The organism is Peribacillus sp. TH16 (assembly GCF_016651095.1).
In the GTDB taxonomy this organism is placed as follows: domain Bacteria; phylum Bacillota; class Bacilli; order Bacillales; family DSM-1321; genus Peribacillus; species Peribacillus butanolivorans.
Genome location: NZ_JAEKEM010000002.1, coordinates 554419 through 572832, shown reverse-complemented (window position 1 = coordinate 572832; position 18414 = coordinate 554419). Strand labels below are relative to the sequence as shown.

Here is an 18414-nt window from a genome sequence, read left to right as displayed (position 1 = left end):
CAATGTTGTTAATGCTTTTATCTGACTTCACAAAAATGAGAAATCAAAATCAAACAATAATTGAACAGAATGAAAGGGCTATCTCTCTGTTGAACAGGTTGATAGAATAGAGAAGAAATAGACTGATTTTATATGATAGATATTTTAAAATGGCAAATCAAAATTCATGGAAATTTTGATTTGCCATTTTATTTTAATCAACAAGTAGCCCAGTCAATATAACTTGTAAACCATATAAAAATTGTTGCTCAAAATCCAGACTCATTTCATATTGTTCCCCAAAAATTAATCCAAACTGTTTAGCTTCTTCTGGAGAAATATGTTTTGCGCGAATTTCATCGGCAACAAATGATAAAACATAATTATTTATAATATTTGCAGCACTTATGCAGTTTTTATCAGAAACTCCGTACTTTGTTAATGTAGCTAAAATAAATTTTATAGCTTTAATTCTGCTTGGCGTGCTCGGAAAAGATAATGCAAATATGTCTACCGCATCTCTGGTTTTTAATAAAACTCTACGAATTTCTAAAGCAAGGGTTGTTAATGCTTCTTTTGCATCATCTAAAGTTTCAGGTAATGCTATTTCTTGGTTAATGTGTTCTGCTATCAAATCATATAAATCCTGTTTACCTTTAATGTGCCAATATAAGGATGCTGCCTTGATATTTAATTCCTTTGCTAAAGCACGCATTGATAAATTACTTATTCCATCACGATTTAGTATATCAAGTGATGCTTTTATAATTGCATCTTTTGTTATAATACTTTGAAGGAGAAGTTTATTTATGATGAAAAATATGAGAAAAAATAAAGATGTTGGTATTTATGGCTTAACAGCAAAATGGTATGATAAAAATTCTCGCAAAAGCAGAATGGCTGAAATGCAAAGATATGCGCTTGAAGTTGCATCTCATGTTAGCAAAAATGCAAATATATTGGAAGTCGCACCAGGTCCGGGTTATTTGTCTATTGAACTTGCTAAGGAAGGTTTTAATGTAACAGGAGTCGAGATAAGCCCTGATTTTGTAGAAATTGAAAAAAATAATGCAAAAGAAGCAAATGTTTCTGTTAATTTTAAAGAAGGTAATGCTTCAAACCTCCCTTGTGAAGATAACTTTTTCGATTATATTGTATGCAGTGCTGCATTTAAGAATTTCAAAGATCCTGTAAAGGCACTATGTGAAATGCATAGAGTGCTAAAACAAGGCGGAACATCTCTAATAATCGACATGAATTACGAGGCAACATCTGAAGATATAGACCTTGAAGTGAGAAAATCAGGAATGAAGGGGTTTGACAAGTATTTTGTGAAATTTGCTTTTAAAACTTTCTTGAAAAAAGGCGCTTACACAAAAGAAGATTTTGAGACATTTTTAAGAGGAACACCTTTTAAAAACTACAAAATTAAAAAAGAAGGCATCAGTTTATATGTTTATCTTTATAAATAAAGTGGTTTCCTCTTCCGATCAAAAGTGAGAAATAGATTAAGTCAAAGGAGAGTCATCTTTTAATATTGTTGAACGATCTTCCGTAATCGGGCGCGATTCTTTAATAAGAATCGCTTTTCTTATAGAACTAACGGGTGGGCTAGTTCATTAAGGAACACAATAATGATCAATCTTTTTTATAAAATATTAATCCAATTAAATATTATAAGGGCATGTTTTGAGTATTCTTTTTTCAAAACATGCTCTTTCTATTTGTTCATTTATCAAGATTTCTTGTATTAATTTGATTAAACTTTGTTTCAAAGCTAAACCTATGTTGGAAGTGCATTTATTATTCGTACACGGGATTAATAATTAATTCTTATAACTTTATAGAAATTCATTATTTTACTGAATTACAAAAAGATGATACAGTATTTTCTATATTTACAAATTTATTTACATTGGAGGTTATCTATGAAATATGGAGAAACAATTTTTAAAAGCTATTTCTTCTTTCTCATTAAATAGTCAAAAGTGAAAGGAATTATCTATTTATTGATATAATCTGTGATGATGCTATTAATCTTGCGTTCAGGGAGGACAGCCTATGAAAAAGTTTTTTGCTTTTCAAGTGTTAATTGCATTGTTTATTGGAGCACTTATCGGACATTTTTTTCCTGGTCTTGGCCAATCCTTAAGACCAATTGGTGACGCTTTTATTCATCTCATTAAAATGATTGTTGTGCCTATTGTTTTCACTACTATTGTCATTGGATCATCAGGCGACGGAAACATGAAAAAAATGGGTTCATTAGGACTTAAAACAATTATTTGGTTTGAATTTATTACCACCCTAATTCTAGGTATTGGTCTTTTACTTGTTAACATTTTAAAGCCTGGTGCAGGGCTTAATTTGTCTTATCTTGCACAGAAAGATATCTCACAACTAAATGAAAGCGTTTCCAAAGTTGTCGATTTTAAAACGATGCTTGTTAACATCATTCCAAGCAACATTGTTGATGCAATGGCAAAAAGTGATTTATTAGCTGTTATATTCTTTGCTATTTTATTTGGGGCAGCTGCAGGAGCAATTGGCAAAGCGTCAGAGCCGGCAATGAAGTTTATGGAATCAGTTGCAAATATTATGTTTAAACTGACACAAATGGTCATGGTAACCGCACCGATAGGTGTACTCTCTCTCATGGCAGCCTCTGTAGGTCAGTATGGTATCGCCCTTTTAATCCCTATGGCAAAGTTAATTGGGGTTGTATATCTTGGGCTTGCTATTGTTATTTTCGGTCTGTTTCCAGTAATTGCTTGGTTCTTGAAGATTTCTTACTTTAAAGTGTTTCGAATGGTATGGGATTTGTTCCTTATAGCTTTTTCTACAACAAGTACGGAAACCATTCTGCCTCAGTTAATGGATCGAATGGAATCATACGGCTGTTCGAAACGTGTTGTTTCATTCGTTATTCCTTCTGGGCTATCACTGAATTGTGATGGTTCGACATTGTACCTTTCTGTTTGCTCTATTTTCTTAGCACAAGCATATGGCATCCCGATGGATTTTGGCCAACAGCTGATTGTAATGGGGGTCCTTGTTGCAACCTCAAAAGGAATTGCTGCTGTTCCATCCGGTTCGCTGGTTGTCCTTTTAGCCACCGCCTCAGCAGTAGGGCTTCCTGCAGAAGGCGTCGCAATTATAGCAGGTATTGACCGTGTGTTGGATATGGCACGTACTGCTTGTAATACTCCTGGACATGTTCTCGCTTGTATTGTGGTTTCGAAGTGGGAAAAAGAGTTCCGTCAGGAAGAATGGATTAAAGCTCAAACCGAACAGTCAAGCATTCGACAAGCATAAGATAAAAGGAGCATTCATGTTTTTGTTGTTCTCCGTCAAATGTTGAGGTGATGGTCTTCGGACCTCACCCTTTTCCAATATGAATCCTCATCCTTCTTAACTTTAAAGAATATTGTAAATAACATTAATTTTTGAAATAATTGTTATTAAATTAATAAGGCGAATAGTTGATTTATCAATTTATTATTGTTGAGGTGTAGTCTAAATAAGCCTATTCGGGGGGATTAATTTTGATTTATGATAGCCAAAGTAAAACAATTACTACTAAAAGGTTATTGTTAAGACTGTTTCAAACATCAGATGCATCAGAGGTTACTAAACTTTGTAATAATTATAACATTTATAAGAATACTTTATATCTACCATATCCATATTCCATAGAGGATGCTTTATCCTGGATAGAAAATCATCTTGATAATTTTAATAATAATAAGTCATATGAATTTGCTATTACAGATAAGGTTACAGGAAAATTATATGGAGCAATAGCATTATCTAACAATCAAAATTTTAATAATGGTGAAATTGCTTATTGGATTGGAGAAGAATTTTGGGGAAATGGTTATGCCACAGAGGCTGGCGAAGCTATACTCGAATTTGCCTTTATTGAAAAGCAATATCATAAAGTATATGCTCGTCATTTTAACTCAAATTCGGCCTCTGGCAGAGTAATACAGAAAATAGGCATGAAAAAAGAAGGTGTATTAAGAGATCATGTCATGAAGGAAAACCAATATGAAGATCTTGTTTATCATGGAATTATCAAATAAAAGATTTAAATGTTATATTACATAGTTTAAAAACAAGGCTAGGCATCTCCTTGTACTTGGCTTTGGGATGGGCGAAACATATAAACAATAAAGCTGATTTGTTCAACTAACAGGTGCTTTACTTCAATAAGGGAGGTTGCTGAAGCAACCTTTTTGTTATGCGACTAAAGGGGCAGGTTAGTTGAAGAAGAACCTACCTAAATTTGTAGAGTTAACTTTATAGAAGCTTTATATACTCCTGCAATAATATACTATATGCCATTTAAATTTAAGATGTACAGTTATATGAGGATATCTTGAAAGGAGTTTTCCTCATGAATATTACATCTTTTATCATGTATTGTTTTATTGTTACTTTTACACCAGGACCTACTAATATCGTCATATTATCCACAGTGCATAATTCTGGGACAAAAAAGGCAATGGAATATACGTATGGAGCAACTATTTCTTTTGGTTTATTACTTGTTATTTCTGCTATGTTGAATACTATACTTGTAACGATAATACCCAAAATTTTAATTGTTATGCAGATAATCGGAAGCTTTTATATATTGTATCTCGCTTATCAAGTTTACAAAACGGATACATCAAAACCAACTGTAAACCAATCTGGTACGTTTATGTCAGGCTTCCTTACGCAGTTTTTAAATCCAAAGGTGGTAGTATTTACAATGACTGTAATTCCTACCTATGTTATGCCCTACTATGTCTCAAAGCCTGCGGTTACAATAAGCGTTATTGCTATAACTGTTATTGGATTTTTAGCATTTATAACATGGGTATTTTTCGGTGCAATCTTCAAGGAGTTTTTACAGAAGCATAAAAAAACTGTTAATGTAATGATGGCATTGTTTTTAGTTTATGCTGCAATAATGATATGGATGTAGGTAGGCTAATTAAGAGGTGAATTTAATGGACAAATTTATCTATAAAAAATCGGCAGGTATTACTGCGTTGTCAGCAAGTATGACTGATTTTACGTATAAAAAGCATTCTCACAAGGAGTATGCAATAGGTGTAACATTGCGTGGTATTCAACATTATAACTTGGATGGCAGTTTACAATTATCATATCAAAATGGTGTTATGCTTTTTAATCCAGAACAGGCACATGACGGAAGGGCACATGATGAGACAGGCCTTGATTATGTGATGCTATATATTGAGCCGCAATTGCTTTTAGAGGTTATTGAGAAAAAGGATAAAGTACGTTTTTCAAACCCTATTGTGTATGATAATAGACTTGAACAAAGAATATTAAATCTTTCTAATGCAATATTGAGTGGAAAGGATGAGGCTTTGTGCAGTGAATTACTTTTATCCCTCACAGATAGCCTTATTCAAACTAATCTTTCTACAGACTATAAGAAAGATAACGTTCTAATTAGAAAAGCAAAGGATATGTTTCATACCAACTTAGAAAATGTACTTAAACTTGACGAGATATGTAAAGAGCTTAATTTGTCAAAATTTAAATTTATCAGATCATTCAAGGCCCATACTGGAATTTCACCATACCAATACTTTCTTAACTGCAAGATAGAACGTGCAAAGCAGTTAATAGAAAAAAACGAGATATTTATTCAGCAGTAGCTGAATGTGGTTTTGTTGATTTAACCCATTTAAATAAACACTTTAAAAGCGTATATGGAACAACAGCATTTGAATATATGTCACATTTAAATTGAGATAAATAGATTTAAAATAAAGGGGGAATAAAATTGTCTTTAAAAATAGGCGACATTATTACATTTAAACGGACTTTCACAGCAGAAGATGTTGAATTGTTTACTAAAATCTCAGGTGATGAAGGCTCTCACCATGTTACTCCTGATGAACAGGGAAGACTTGTAATACAGGGATTACTAACCGCTACCTTACCAACCAAAATAGGAGGCGATAACAACGTACTATCTCGTACAATGAATTTTGAGTTTTTAAGACCAGTATTTACTGATGATACAATAATTTGTGAAGTAACAATTGAGCAATTTGAAAAACAGGTTAATAGAACACATATTACTGCCTGCTTTTTGTGCAAAAATCAAAATCAGAAGGAAGTGCTGAGAGGGGATTTTTCAGGAGTGATACTATAATTTCTTCTTGAAGTTCTACAACAAACGAAAAAGAACTTGGAAGGTTTCCAAGTTCTTTTTATTAAAATTTTATCTAGTCTTTAAGTCATAAAGTAACATTCCATTAATGTAACGAATGATTGTGAACAGTTTCACTTAAACTAACGGGTGCGTTAGCTGAAGATCAGAGCTGTCTTTAAGGCAGCTTTTTCTTAATGGAGCTATCGGGGCAGGTTAGTTGAACAAGGATAATGGATTTTTGTGGTAAAATGGTAATGCTGAATGGGAGAGGTAACTATTGAATATAAATACTGATTCTCTTGTAACTTTTATAATTATGTGGGGAATACCAACTTTTATGGTTGTTAGAGGTTATTTAAAAATGAATACTGACGATAAAAAATCAAATTACAAGGTTCTGATAGTTTCCGCCATACCGTAAAAAGTAAAGGCTATTTTCGCAAGGATTGTTTGGCATAAAAAAGATTAATATACCATTTTACGGTACATTTAGATGGAAATAGCTTCTTCAACTAACGGGGCAGAATAGTTAAACAAAGATTGAGACCTTGCTGGTGGATTAATTTATGAAGTAAAGGAGGAAGTTTTATATCAAACTATATATTTATTACAACAAAGAAAATTGGATTATAATTTAAATAAATATTGAGTTATTAGGAGTTGAAAGATGAAAAATAAAAAAAGAAAAAAAGAAAGGCAGAACGGCTTTTTTAAAGAAAGCTTAATTGAGCTCTTATTTGAAGTGGCTTGGAACATCTTAATGTTTATACCAAGAATGATGATTCGCTTAATAAAGGACATTTGGTGAAGTGGTTAGTCAAAATAGAGCTAACGGTTGCTTTGGTCAAAAAAAACAACATTCTATACGAAAACAGCCAAAGTAAAAAAGCCCAGCCCATTACAGGCTAAGCAGGTTTCTGTTTTGATGTCTGTACCCCAATTTCAGCTTAGACTGTTGGGGTTGGTGGTTCGGGTGGGATTGGAAGCTGTGGAGGACGCTGATTGTAGCTTTTGTTATACCATCCCATATATACAACACTCCTTTTTCTACTATATATATGGGATGAAAAAATACATGCTTGTCCAAATTACCTAAGTTCAGTGCTTTTATCTTATCGAGTCTTCTATTGAAAAAATCCCTCTCAAAAATTCGTTCCAATAGAGTACACCCAATAGGAACGTTTTCGAAATCCATTTAAATCAAAGTTACAACCTTATCTGTCACTTTAGACGTTATTTTGCACCTGTTTAAATCGCTTTTTGCATTATAAATAAATATAAAAAAGCTATCATTTAAGGTGATAGCTTTTTCATATTTATTTGATTCCGATTACTAAACTATCCCGTGCAAACAAATACCTATGTATTTATATTTAATACACGCATCACAAAGATCTCGGTTGATGCAAATTTTAAATTACAAGGTTAATTAAAAGTTTGAGATTTTAAAATATTGTACTATGATAAATTTAATTCCATTATTTAAGTTGAGCAATTGTATGGGGCAGTGACCCTTACTCTTACACAATTTAGAGAACATTTTACCTAAGGAGTGGTTATAATGGCACGTGTTTTATTTATTAATGGTGGATCAGAAGGACATCTCAATCCAACTATTGGAGTTGTGCAAGAGCTTATTTCGCGTGGTGAAGAGGTAGTGTACTTTACGATAGAAGCTTTTCGAGAACGTATTGAGAAGACGGGAGCTACTGTACGAACATTCGACGGTGAAAAATTTATAAAAGCTTTTATCTCAGGTGGAAGAAATTATTTACTCGAAAGAATCAATGGTCTTTTGCTTACGGCAGATATCATGATACCTAGTGTTCTGGAGCAAATCGAAGGGGAACAATTTGATTATATCATTCACGATTCCATGTTTGGTTGTGGACGTTTACTTGCACAAATACTAAAACTTCCGGCAATTAATTCTAGTACTTCTTTTGCGCAGACAAAAGCATCATTTGATAAAATGTTGGAACATCTTTCACAAAATATCCCAACAGAAATTGTTAAAACGATAAATGATGATTTTCAAAACTTGACAACAAAAATTAAAGAAAAATATGATATTGAAATCCGTTCTCCTTATGAAGTTTTTTGTAACCCTGCACCACTTACAATCGTTTATACAACTAGGGAGTTTCAACCCTTTGGAGAAACATTTGACCAAACTTACAAATTTGTAGGTCCATCCATCTCTTTACGATCAACGCAAGAAACCTTCGACCTTACCGCAATCAAGGGAAAAAGCCTAATTTACATTTCACTGGGTACTGTCTTTAACCAAGCAATTGATTTCTATAAGCTTTGTTTTAAGGCATTTGGGAACACTGATCATACTGTTGTCATGTCTATTGGGGAAAAAGCTCAAATATCTGATTTGGGGGAGATTCCTAAAAACTTCATTGTAAAAAATTATGTTCCACAAATTGAGGTGCTGAAATATACTAAATTATTTATCACACATGGTGGAATGAACAGTACCAATGAAGGTCTCTATTACGGGGTACCGTTAATTGTAATCCCACAAAGCGCTGATCAGCCTATAATTGCTCAACAAGTTGCCAATATCGGAGCCGGTATTAAATTACAAATGCAAAACTTAACAGCAAATCAACTACGTGAATCCGCAGAGCATGTGTTAAACCACCAATCTTTCCATAAAGCTGTTGTAAATATTAAGGAATCCTTTCAAAAATCGGGTGGGTATCACCAAGCTGTTGATGAGATTTTCGAATTTAAAAGTGAATATGATATCTAAATACAAATATTTCTCAGCTACGATCATTGTTGACTTTTTCTTAGTGGACAGCAACTTCTTTTTTAATTGCAGTAATGCAACAATATCTAGATTGTGAAGTTATACACGGTAAAGTAACTGGGGCGTTAGTTCAGCAAGACATTGTAATTAAGATCTTCAACAATCGGGCGCGATTGCTGAACAATGAGCAATCGCTTTTTTATTAAACGGATCAGAATAGTTCTATAAATGATTCGATGTAAATAATTAAGAAACCCAGCTAATCTTCTCATGTGAAGGTAGCTGGGTTTTTAAAGGTGGAAATGCAAAATAACACTTAAAATATGCGCAAATTATCGGTCAAAGTGACACCATTTAATTGAACAACGCACTTTAAATCAAACAAGATATTTATGTTGAATTATAGATATAATTGTGTAGGATTATACTTATTCTAATGCGCAGTATGGAGGAAGAAAAATGAAGATTATAGAATTACCAATTGAATTTGAATTTACTGGACAAAAAAATTACATTTATCCTAGCTTAATTATATTAGAAAATGAACTTACCTTGGTCGATACAGGGTATACTAATTTTTTAAATTTAATCGAAAATGAAATTTTAAAAAATGGATATGAAATAAAAAATTTAAAGAATATAATAATTACTCACTATGATGATGATCATATAGGTTCCTTATATGATTTCAAAGAAAAGTATCCTTGGATTAACATTATAGCTAGTGAAATTGAATCAAAATACATTAGTGGTGAAATGAAGGCAGAGAGATTGGTTCAAGCCGAAAAAATGCTAGAAAATATGCCAAATGAAGATATGGAATTTGGTAAATGGTTTATACAGCAATTAAAGAATTTGAAGCATGTTTCAATAGATGAAAAGCTACATGATGGTGATATGATTTTAGATAACAATTGTAGAGTAATAGCAACACCAGGGCATACTTCAGGGCATATTTCATTATATTTTCCAAGTTTAAAAAGTGTAATTACAGGTGATTCAGCTGTTAAAGAAAATCATGAATTAGTCATTGCTAATCCACACTTTTGTTTAAATCTTGAGAAAGCAAAACAGTCTTTGACAAAGGTTAAAAATCTTAAAGCTGAAAATTACTATTGTTATCATGGTGGAAAATTCACTTTATAATTGGGGGCTGAACACTAATATTCGGCACTTGAATTAAACAACTTTATTATCTCTACACACAAGCCGGGTTTAACAACCTTTGATATTATATTACATCTTCCGTAATCGGGCGCGATTGCTGAACAATGAGCAGTCGCTTTTTTACTAGGCGGATCCGAATATTTCTATAAATAATTAGATGTAAATAATTAAGAAACCCAGCTAATCTTCTGATGTGAAGGTAGCTGGTTTTTTTTTAGTTGGATGTGCAAAATAACACTTAAAATATACGCAAATTATCGGTCAATGTGACAGCCACGCTACGAACTGCATCTTAAAATTCACCAAAAACGAGGGTTTATGGTGAAAAATATCCTTCCTTAGCGTATAAAAAGCCTGCTTTTTCATTCCAAAAAATGTATTACCCTATGTTTTCCGCGAAATGTTGGCGGGACCCCATAATGTATTTTAACGGAAGTACTAAAAACAAAAACCCCTTGCCGCACAAGGGGTTTTTGTATAGGGAAATAAAATCGATTGGCACCAGAATTTATTTTGTTTGATTATGTATTCTATTTATGGCCTCTTGTCTATTCATTATTTTCATACCAACATATTTTATAGTAAGAGTGTTAAAAGGAGGGGATATGAATGTTTTTTTGTGATAGAAGACGCCGTTGTGATCGATTTGATCGTTGTGACAGATTCGATCGATTTGATCGTTGTGACAGATTCGATCGATTTGATCGTTGTGACAGATTCGATCGATTCGATCGTTGTGACAGATTCGATCGTAGAAGAAGGTGTTTTTGGTAATTTAACCCTCAACTCAAATTACAAGCTCTGGTTGAGCTAATGACTGATCTAAAATCTTTCAAAAAAACTACCTGATATAATTATCTCGGTAGCTCTGGATGAACACCTATTTCACAGCTTAATCCTGTTCTTGGATAGTTATCTAATACCTCTTGCAAATGACGTTTCACGTCATCTATATTTATTTCACTTAGCAGGCACCTTTGTGTCTGTTACATTTTTTTTAGAATACCTTTTTCAACGAACTGGCCAGTTCGTTGAAGAACCTAATCAATTAGTCTCATAAGAGATCTTAGAAGAAATAACCAATTAAAATTCGTTTGTAAAAGTATTGATTTTTCTTCTTCAACTAACGGAAAAACGCTAGCTCACATAATCACGCTTATAGGTAAAGAAAAAGGATCCTCTAATTGAAGATCCTTTTGTTAAACACAGATACCACTGTTTTAAAATGGTGTGGTGTTGAAAAAATAGTTTTTCTTCATCCTATATCCATTTTTATCAAAATAAACAACAATAAAGTCATTTTAAAACGTACACGGAAGATGCATTATTATTTGCCGAAACACCATTGCTAAATTTATAGTTTGATAAGTTTATTGTTTTTCCCCAATAGTAAGCGTTGTTAAACCTAATATAGCCTCCACTTGCATACTCATGTTGATACAAGTAAGTACTTCCTGTATTAGCTGTACTAATTGAGGATATAACGTCATTCCAAGTTCTCCCCAACGAAGAAGTGATATTAGGGATAGAATCTCCTACCCTAACTTTAATGTATGGCCCCCATTTATTTGCATCCGTATAAAAATCAGTACAACAAGTACCAGATCCCCCAATACCAGATCCCAAAGTTTCAAAGTTACTGGATACACTCGATTCTTTCTCTACTTTCTTTTCATTTTTGATATAATCATCTACTTTTTGCTGTGTTGTAAACCCTAAACGAACTTCATTCCCCTGTTCGTCCCCTGTATAGTAAATATGTTTGACTTTGGGATCATTTGCATTTGTCGATACCTGTTTCCCATCAATTAAATCGTACTGACTTTCCCCGGCCGCAAATTAGAAAAGGAGAACATCGCTAAAAAGGTAACAGCAACCGTAAACATGAGACTGTAAATCGTTTTCACTTCAACCACTCCCTATTTATAAATTACACACCAGTTAAATATAGTCGAATTCATTTTTTCTTTTAAGGTTCGAAATATTTAATCTGACTAGTTAATGTCATTAACAACCAACTCCTTTATACGTGTTATTTTTTTAATACCAACTAGTCGGTATTAATCAATTTATTATATGATTAGTAATGTGTTACTATTAATGAAATATTCAGTTTTTTAAAAAGGGGTTTTTTATGTTAAATCATCATCAAAAACAATCAGAAGAAACCATCAACAAATTAATGCGATCAGGAATTGAATTGTTTTCTAAGCAAGGCTATTCTAGTACAAGCATTGATCAAATTGTAAAACATGCTGGTTACTCTAAAGGTGCTTTCTATGCTCATTTTTCCACCAAAGAGGAGTTCTTACTGAGGTTGATAAAAGAAGGTATTGATTTCTATTTTGAGGATTTAAAGGAAGCTCTTACTCAAAAAGATTGTGATTTACTAAATACATTTAAAGAATATTCTATGCGTTTAGTGAATGAGGCTTATGAAAAGGGGTCTTCTCCTATGCTTCTCCAAGGATGTATGGTTTCGAATGAATTACCTCAGATAAAAGAAAAGCTTATTCTCCAGATGGAGGAATGGAGGTCATTCCTTACACATTTATTTCAGAAAATGAAGGACGAAGGTATTGTCGGAAGTCCATTGGATGCTAGAATTTTAGCGACGGCTAGCATGGCTCTTTTTAATGGATTTAATCTGCAACATTTTGTTGATAATCGAATTCAAATACAGGACATGTTAAATGTTTTTGTTGAATTGCTTCAAATACAAGAACCTAATAAGAAAGGTTAATAACAACTAACATGGATGCTTTATAACTATACTGAATCATTTATAAATGTCTCTTTAATTTGGGGGTCAATTTGTTTATTGTCTTATGCAACTAACGGGTGGGTTAGCTTAAGATCGGAGCTGTCATTAAGGCAGCTTTTTCTTTTATCGAGGCAGGTTTGTAAAAGAATGCAGGTACAAAGATTTTTCTGAAACTGAAAAAATTAAAATCTTGAGGGAGAGTAAAATGAAAGATATTCATGATGAAAGCACATGGCCCGTTTGGGCTAATGAGACAATAGACATTGTCGAACCAAATCCCAAGTGGGTAGAAAAAGGTAATCAGGAAAAAGCACTTCTTCTTAATCTTCTTTCAACTTTCGGCATAACGGAAATTCAACATTATGGAAGTACATCTATTCCTAATTTACCAGCTAAACCAATCTTTGATATAATGGCTAAAATTGATTCATTTCAAAAAATAAAAGAAATATCTTCATTGTTAGCTAATCACGACTGGCATTATGTACCACCTAACATAGACAATCGACCTTGGCAAAGATTTTTTGTGAAAGTAATTAACGACAAACGAGTAGTACATTTACATATTTTACTTGAGGGAGAAGAACGGTGGGATAATCAGCTACTTTTTCGTGATTTATTACGGACTAATCAGCAGTTTATTGATGAATACGCTATTCTTAAAAGAAATTTAGCAAAAAAATATAGCAATGATCGTGAAGCGTACACTAAAGCAAAAACAGAATTTATCAATTATGTTCTTAAATCTTAGTTGCGAACTAATATAAGTTTGTGAAGAAATGTACCTAAACTAACGGGTGCGTTAGCTGAAGATCAGAGCTGTCTTTAAAGCAGCTTTTTCTTTAACTATCGGGGCAGGATAGTGGAAGAAGGTATTTATTGTTCAGATAGAGAATAGTATTCGAAAAAGGTTGATTTTTAAGGATTAAACAAACTTAATATCAGGAGGGAAAAATGGTTGATAATAGTTATGAGAAACAACAACTGAAAAAACTCAGGACTTATATTTATATCACGATAGCATTACTTTTTTCAATGATATTTATATTTGTTAGCATTTTATTTTTGTATTTTCCTATGATAGGCATTTTAGACGTTGTGTATTTTCCACCAAAACTCGCAATTTTTTCATTCTTAATTTCTATTGTATTTTCTGTTTTAGCCATAAAAAATCTCTTTGGTAAGATATTGTTAGTTTTAAACATATTTCTAATGCTATTTATGATTTTTTATGGACCATAAATAGATACAAGAAGACTAACTTAGGGTGTAATAGTCAGGCTGTTGTATAGACAGCCTTTTCTTAAGTAACAACGAAAGCAGCATTTCTGCAATAAATGAACTACTTTCTCCATTTGTAAATCGTTCATTATTGTGAAGTAATTCACTTAAACTAACGGGTGCGTTAGTTGATTAATGAACACAAAAATTCTCAATCTTTTTAATAAAAGAATAATCCAATTAAATAGTATAAGGGCATGTTTTGATTAATATTTTTTCAAAACATGCTCTTTTTATTTGTTCAGTTATCAAGGTTCTTGTATTAATTTGATCAAACTTTGTTTAAAAATTACAATAACACTTTATTTACTTGAGATTCTATTGGTCTATTGGGCAAGACACCTTACCCAATAGACCAATAGATGAAGGGATTTAATAATCGATACCGGCAGCTTCAGCTAAATATTCAATTAGATGAAGGGCGCGCATTGATTGTGTGAGTCCTTCACGATCAATACCAAGTTTCATCTGTAATAGGCAGCCAGGATTTGTTGTAATAATAACAGTTGCCTCTGTGGCTTTCGTGTGCTTCATTTTCTCATCAAGAATCTGCATGGATGAATCATAGTTTACAATATTATAAATGCCTGCAGATCCACAGCACATATCAGCCTGATCCATTTCAATAAGTTGTATTCCAGGCACTTGTTTCAATAATTCGACTGGTTCTTGCGTTACCTTTTGAACGTTCGTCATATGGCAAGAACGCTGATACGTAACTCTCTCGCCAGCTCGGGCTGCTATCTCTGGTAATCCGCATTCAACAAGAATTTGGCTGATATCTTTTGACTTAGCTGAAAAAGCTCTTGCTCTGTCTGCCCATTCGCTGTCATCCGAAAGTAAATGACCGTATTCATATAACATGGCGCCGCATCCTCCAGCATTATTGACAACAAAATCAGCTTCCACTTTTTCAAAAGCCAGAATGTTTTGTTTCGCAAGATTGCGTGCTTCATCCATTTCTCCAGAATGGGCGTGCAGTGCGCCGCAGCATGTTTGTTTCGGTACAACGACAACATCACAGCCCGCTTCTGAAAGAAGCTTAATGGATAATTGGTTAATGTGGTGGAACATCGCATCCATAATACAACCGGTGAAAAAGGCAACTATATATTTCGGATTCAATTTTGCTTTCACTTCTATCAGGGCACGCCCTCGTTCCACCGGTGAAACCGGTTCCGGCATGATTGCTTCGAATGCACCAAGATTATAAGGTAACTTTTTCATAATACCTGATGAACGAGTCGCTTTTTGCAGCCCACTTTTTTTGTACAGCCAAATGGAGTGCCCAGTGACGTTCATCATCTTCCTACTTGGGAAAACCTTTTTCAGCATTGATTTTCGAAGTAGTCGCACAGGAATAGAAAAGGTTTTGCGTTTGACAAGTGCTGCGCGAGTGGCTTCTAAAATGGAACCATATTCTACACCTGTCGGGCAGGCTGTTTCGCACGCCCTGCAGCCTAAACACAAATCGAATGGTTCTTCGAGAACAGATAAGTCTGTAATTTTTCCTTCACCGACCATTTTCACTAAGTTAATCCGACCACGTGGTGAATGTGTCTCTTTTCCGAATGTTGTATAAGTCGGACACACAGGCAAACAATAGCCGCATTGGACGCAGTTATTCGTTTTGTCGTATTGAAATTCTTTTCTTAACTGTTTAAGTGATGTTTCCATGTTAGCTCAACTCCAATTTTTGTCCCGGTTCAGGGAAAATTTTCCCTGGGTTCATAATGTTATTTGGATCCCATACTTCTTTAATCCGTTTCATAATATCGAGGCCGGCTGCCCCTAGCTCCATTTCCATAAAGGGAGCTTTCATCATTCCAATGCCATGCTCGCCGGACAAGGTTCCGCCAAGCTCAATGGCCGTCATAAAAATATCCGCTACAGCTAGTTCAACGCGGCTCATTTCTTCTTTATCCGTTTTATCACAAATAATGTTAGGATGAAGGTTACCATCACCTGCATGCCCAAAAACAACGAGATGAACACCATACTTGTCTCTTATTCTCTGCAGTCTTTCACACATTTCAGGAATTTTGCTGCGAGGAACGGTGGCGTCTTCTGAAATTTTCGTTGGCTTAATCCGAACAATGGCCGGAGATACGAGCTTTCGTGCTCTCCATAGTTCCGCTTCTTCGACTTTGTCCTTTGGAATTCTAACTTCTCTTGCTCCTACGGCACGACATAATTTAGATGCCTGGGCAACTTCTTCTTGCAAAGCAAGTGGATGGCCATCCATTTCAATTAAAATAAGTGCGGCCGCATCAACAGGTAAGCCAAGTGGCTCAAACTGTTCAACTGCTACAATGGATGCCTGATCCATCAATTCCATTTTTGAAGGGAAGATACCGGCAGAAAGAATTATGGAAATCGCACTTCCTGCATCTACTAAACTATCAAAAATAACCATTATTGTTGCAGTAGCCTTCGGTTTAGGAATGAGTCTGAGCACTGCTTTCGTAATGATGCCGAGTGTCCCTTCTGATCCGACAATCAGCTTTGTTAAGTCGTATCCGGTCACATTCTTAACGGTACTCCCGCCTGTTTTTATGAGTTCTCCTTCAGGTGTAATCACTTCAAGGCCAATAACATAATCTTTCGTTACGCCGTATTTCAGCCCCCTCGGCCCTCCAGAGTTTTCAGCTAAATTGCCGCCAATTGTCGAGACGTGAGAACTGCTTGGGTCAGGTGGATACATAAATCCTTTTTGTTCAGCTGCTTTATGTATATTCGATGTCAAGACCCCAGGAGAAACCACTGCTACAAGGTCCTCTTCGTGAATTTCCAGAATATCATTCATCACAGATAAATCGAGGACGATGCCCCCTTTAACCGGAAGCGGCCCGCCACTTAAACTAGTAGACTGGCCCCGTGGATAAAGAGGGATTTTCTCCCGATTCGCAAACTTCACGAGGGATACTAGCTCTTCTGTACTTTTTGTCTGAATGACGAGGTCCGGCAAATACGTCCCGAATGAAGCATCGAATGAATAGCTAAAGCGGTCACTTTCATCTATATAGACTTTTCCCGTTTTTATAATTGCATCGATTTCCTGAATGTGATTGGCGGTTACTACTTTCATTTCATTATCATCCTTTCTGTTTTGCTATACTGTATAATCCTGTAAAAATAAACTTAATTTTTTCTCGGCGTTTCTTAGATGAATCTGGCATTGAAGTTTAGCCAATTCGGGCTCTTCTGCTTCAATTGCCAGAAGAATGCTTTGATGTTCATCGTAGACTGCTTTACGTTTTCGTTTTAATTGTTCGTTTGGACGAAGAGTAATGTTTAACGCTTTTTCATAGAGAGTAGATAAGCTTTCTAGCGTTTGAATCATAATCGGATTTTGCGTAGCCTTAATAATGGAACTGTGAAATTCTATATCAGAATGGATGGCAGTAGTACCTTTTTCAATAGATTCTTCTTCCATTCTTTTTAAAATATTCTTCATTTGGTCAAGGCATTTTGGTGTACGTCTTAGGGCAGCTAAATAGGCCGCTTCAGGCTCCAGAATCTTTCGCATCTCAAATAGATACTTAATATTTTCAACATCATCTCTTTCTACTTGTATGCGATGTATGAATGTTGAACTTGTCGTTTCTTCCACATAGCTTCCGCCTCCTTGACGGGAGTTAATGACACCAGCAGCACGCAGCATGCTTAATGCCTCGCGTATGGGTGCTCTGCTTACAGAAAAATGAGCCGTTAACTCCTTTTCCGTTGGTAGCTTAGAACCTGGACGGAACTGCCCTGTTTCAATCATGTTTAATAATTCACGAGAGATCATTTGAGAAACATTTTCTTTTTGGGACAAAATAATCTATCACCTTTCATGTTTTATCTTAATAGAGAAGGATAAAAGCTAAAAATTTGTATTATGAATTTAAATTTGTATGACATATTTATGGGATGTATTGAGATTTTATTCTAATTTTTAGAAATATTAATTCGAAAGCGCTTTCAATTTGTTTATAATAAAGAAAAACCTTTAACTAAACTACAAAAAACGAATATTTGTATTACAAATATTGTATAAAAAACTGTTGAGTTAATCAAGAGTTTTCTTTAATGAATACAACTTGGTTTCGCAAACTGTAAAAATTTATATTAAAAGGGAAGTACTTTTGAAACTTTACTAATGTAAAAGGTTACTTTTAAGTTGCTTTCAGTCCTCAATTAATGGAATGTTATTTAGCTTATTCTCATTAACAAATAATTGAGGTTTTTGTTTTTAAATATTTGCATTTATGAGTGAGCGACATGAGCAAT

15 protein-coding genes and 1 pseudogene are annotated in these 18414 nt (G+C 34.2%); 11 read left to right on the top strand and 5 right to left on the bottom strand.

The genetic code is table 11. The annotated features are described in order from the left end of the window. Positions 1 to 193: 193 nt before the first annotated feature. Positions 194 to 745, bottom strand: coding sequence for a TetR/AcrR family transcriptional regulator C-terminal domain-containing protein (locus JFV29_RS02645; RefSeq protein ID WP_342366535.1), 552 nt, complete (start codon positions 743 to 745; stop codon positions 194 to 196). 43 nt (positions 746 to 788) lie between these two features. On the opposite strand from JFV29_RS02645, the gene JFV29_RS02640 reads away from it, so the two are divergent. The 11 genes and pseudogenes from JFV29_RS02640 to JFV29_RS02590 all read left to right on the top strand — a co-directional run bounded on the left by JFV29_RS02640 (position 789) and on the right by JFV29_RS02590 (position 13609). Continuing rightward, entirely contained in the window at positions 789 to 1451 is a 663-nt protein-coding gene (locus JFV29_RS02640) for a class I SAM-dependent methyltransferase (RefSeq protein WP_201181071.1), read from the top strand. Between the two features lie 589 nt (positions 1452 to 2040). Continuing rightward, positions 2041 to 3294 (top strand): dicarboxylate/amino acid:cation symporter, encoded by a 1254-nt coding sequence (locus tag JFV29_RS02635; RefSeq protein WP_201181070.1) that lies wholly within the window; start codon positions 2041 to 2043, stop codon positions 3292 to 3294. A 230-nt stretch (positions 3295 to 3524) separates the two neighbouring features. Next, positions 3525 to 4064, top strand: coding sequence for a GNAT family N-acetyltransferase (locus tag JFV29_RS02630; protein WP_201181069.1), 540 nt, complete (start codon positions 3525 to 3527; stop codon positions 4062 to 4064). A gap of 314 nt (positions 4065 to 4378) precedes the next feature. After that, positions 4379 to 4954: a LysE family translocator gene (locus tag JFV29_RS02625; protein ID WP_201181068.1), complete on the top strand. Its 576-nt coding sequence runs from the start codon at positions 4379 to 4381 to the stop codon at positions 4952 to 4954. A gap of 25 nt (positions 4955 to 4979) precedes the next feature. Further along, positions 4980 to 5755: pseudogene (locus tag JFV29_RS02620) on the top strand (AraC family transcriptional regulator). 33 nt (positions 5756 to 5788) lie between these two features. Next, positions 5789 to 6163: an enoyl-CoA hydratase gene (locus tag JFV29_RS02615; RefSeq protein ID WP_201181067.1), complete on the top strand. Its 375-nt coding sequence runs from the start codon at positions 5789 to 5791 to the stop codon at positions 6161 to 6163. 667 nt (positions 6164 to 6830) lie between these two features. Next, entirely contained in the window at positions 6831 to 6971 is a 141-nt protein-coding gene (locus tag JFV29_RS02610) for a hypothetical protein (protein ID WP_201181066.1), read from the top strand. A gap of 753 nt (positions 6972 to 7724) precedes the next feature. Further along, entirely contained in the window at positions 7725 to 8927 is a 1203-nt protein-coding gene (locus JFV29_RS02605) for a macrolide family glycosyltransferase (protein ID WP_201181064.1), read from the top strand. Between the two features lie 459 nt (positions 8928 to 9386). Then, the gene (locus JFV29_RS02600) at positions 9387 to 10073 is read left to right on the top strand and encodes an MBL fold metallo-hydrolase (protein WP_201181062.1); all 687 of its coding nucleotides are present in this window, start codon (positions 9387 to 9389) and stop codon (positions 10071 to 10073) included. 2155 nt (positions 10074 to 12228) lie between these two features. Beyond that, entirely contained in the window at positions 12229 to 12837 is a 609-nt protein-coding gene (locus tag JFV29_RS02595; protein WP_201181060.1) for a TetR/AcrR family transcriptional regulator, read from the top strand. A 226-nt stretch (positions 12838 to 13063) separates the two neighbouring features. Next, positions 13064 to 13609: a GrpB family protein gene (locus tag JFV29_RS02590; RefSeq protein ID WP_201181058.1), complete on the top strand. Its 546-nt coding sequence runs from the start codon at positions 13064 to 13066 to the stop codon at positions 13607 to 13609. 256 nt (positions 13610 to 13865) lie between these two features. Here JFV29_RS02590 and JFV29_RS02585 read toward each other — a convergent pair whose 3' ends face one another. The 4 genes from JFV29_RS02585 to JFV29_RS02570 form a co-directional block, all read right to left on the bottom strand. Next, positions 13866 to 14024, bottom strand: a complete 159-nt coding sequence (locus JFV29_RS02585; RefSeq protein WP_157444014.1) for a hypothetical protein — start codon at positions 14022 to 14024, stop codon at positions 13866 to 13868. A 487-nt stretch (positions 14025 to 14511) separates the two neighbouring features. Beyond that, positions 14512 to 15816, bottom strand: coding sequence for a (Fe-S)-binding protein (locus JFV29_RS02580; RefSeq protein WP_201181056.1), 1305 nt, complete (start codon positions 15814 to 15816; stop codon positions 14512 to 14514). 1 nt (position 15817) lies between these two features. Further along, positions 15818 to 17227, bottom strand: coding sequence for an FAD-binding oxidoreductase (locus tag JFV29_RS02575; protein WP_201181054.1), 1410 nt, complete (start codon positions 17225 to 17227; stop codon positions 15818 to 15820). A gap of 24 nt (positions 17228 to 17251) precedes the next feature. After that, a complete protein-coding gene (locus JFV29_RS02570) occupies positions 17252 to 17959 on the bottom strand; it encodes a FadR/GntR family transcriptional regulator (RefSeq protein WP_201181052.1) in 708 nt (235 codons plus the stop codon). Positions 17960 to 18414: the final 455 nt, after the last annotated feature.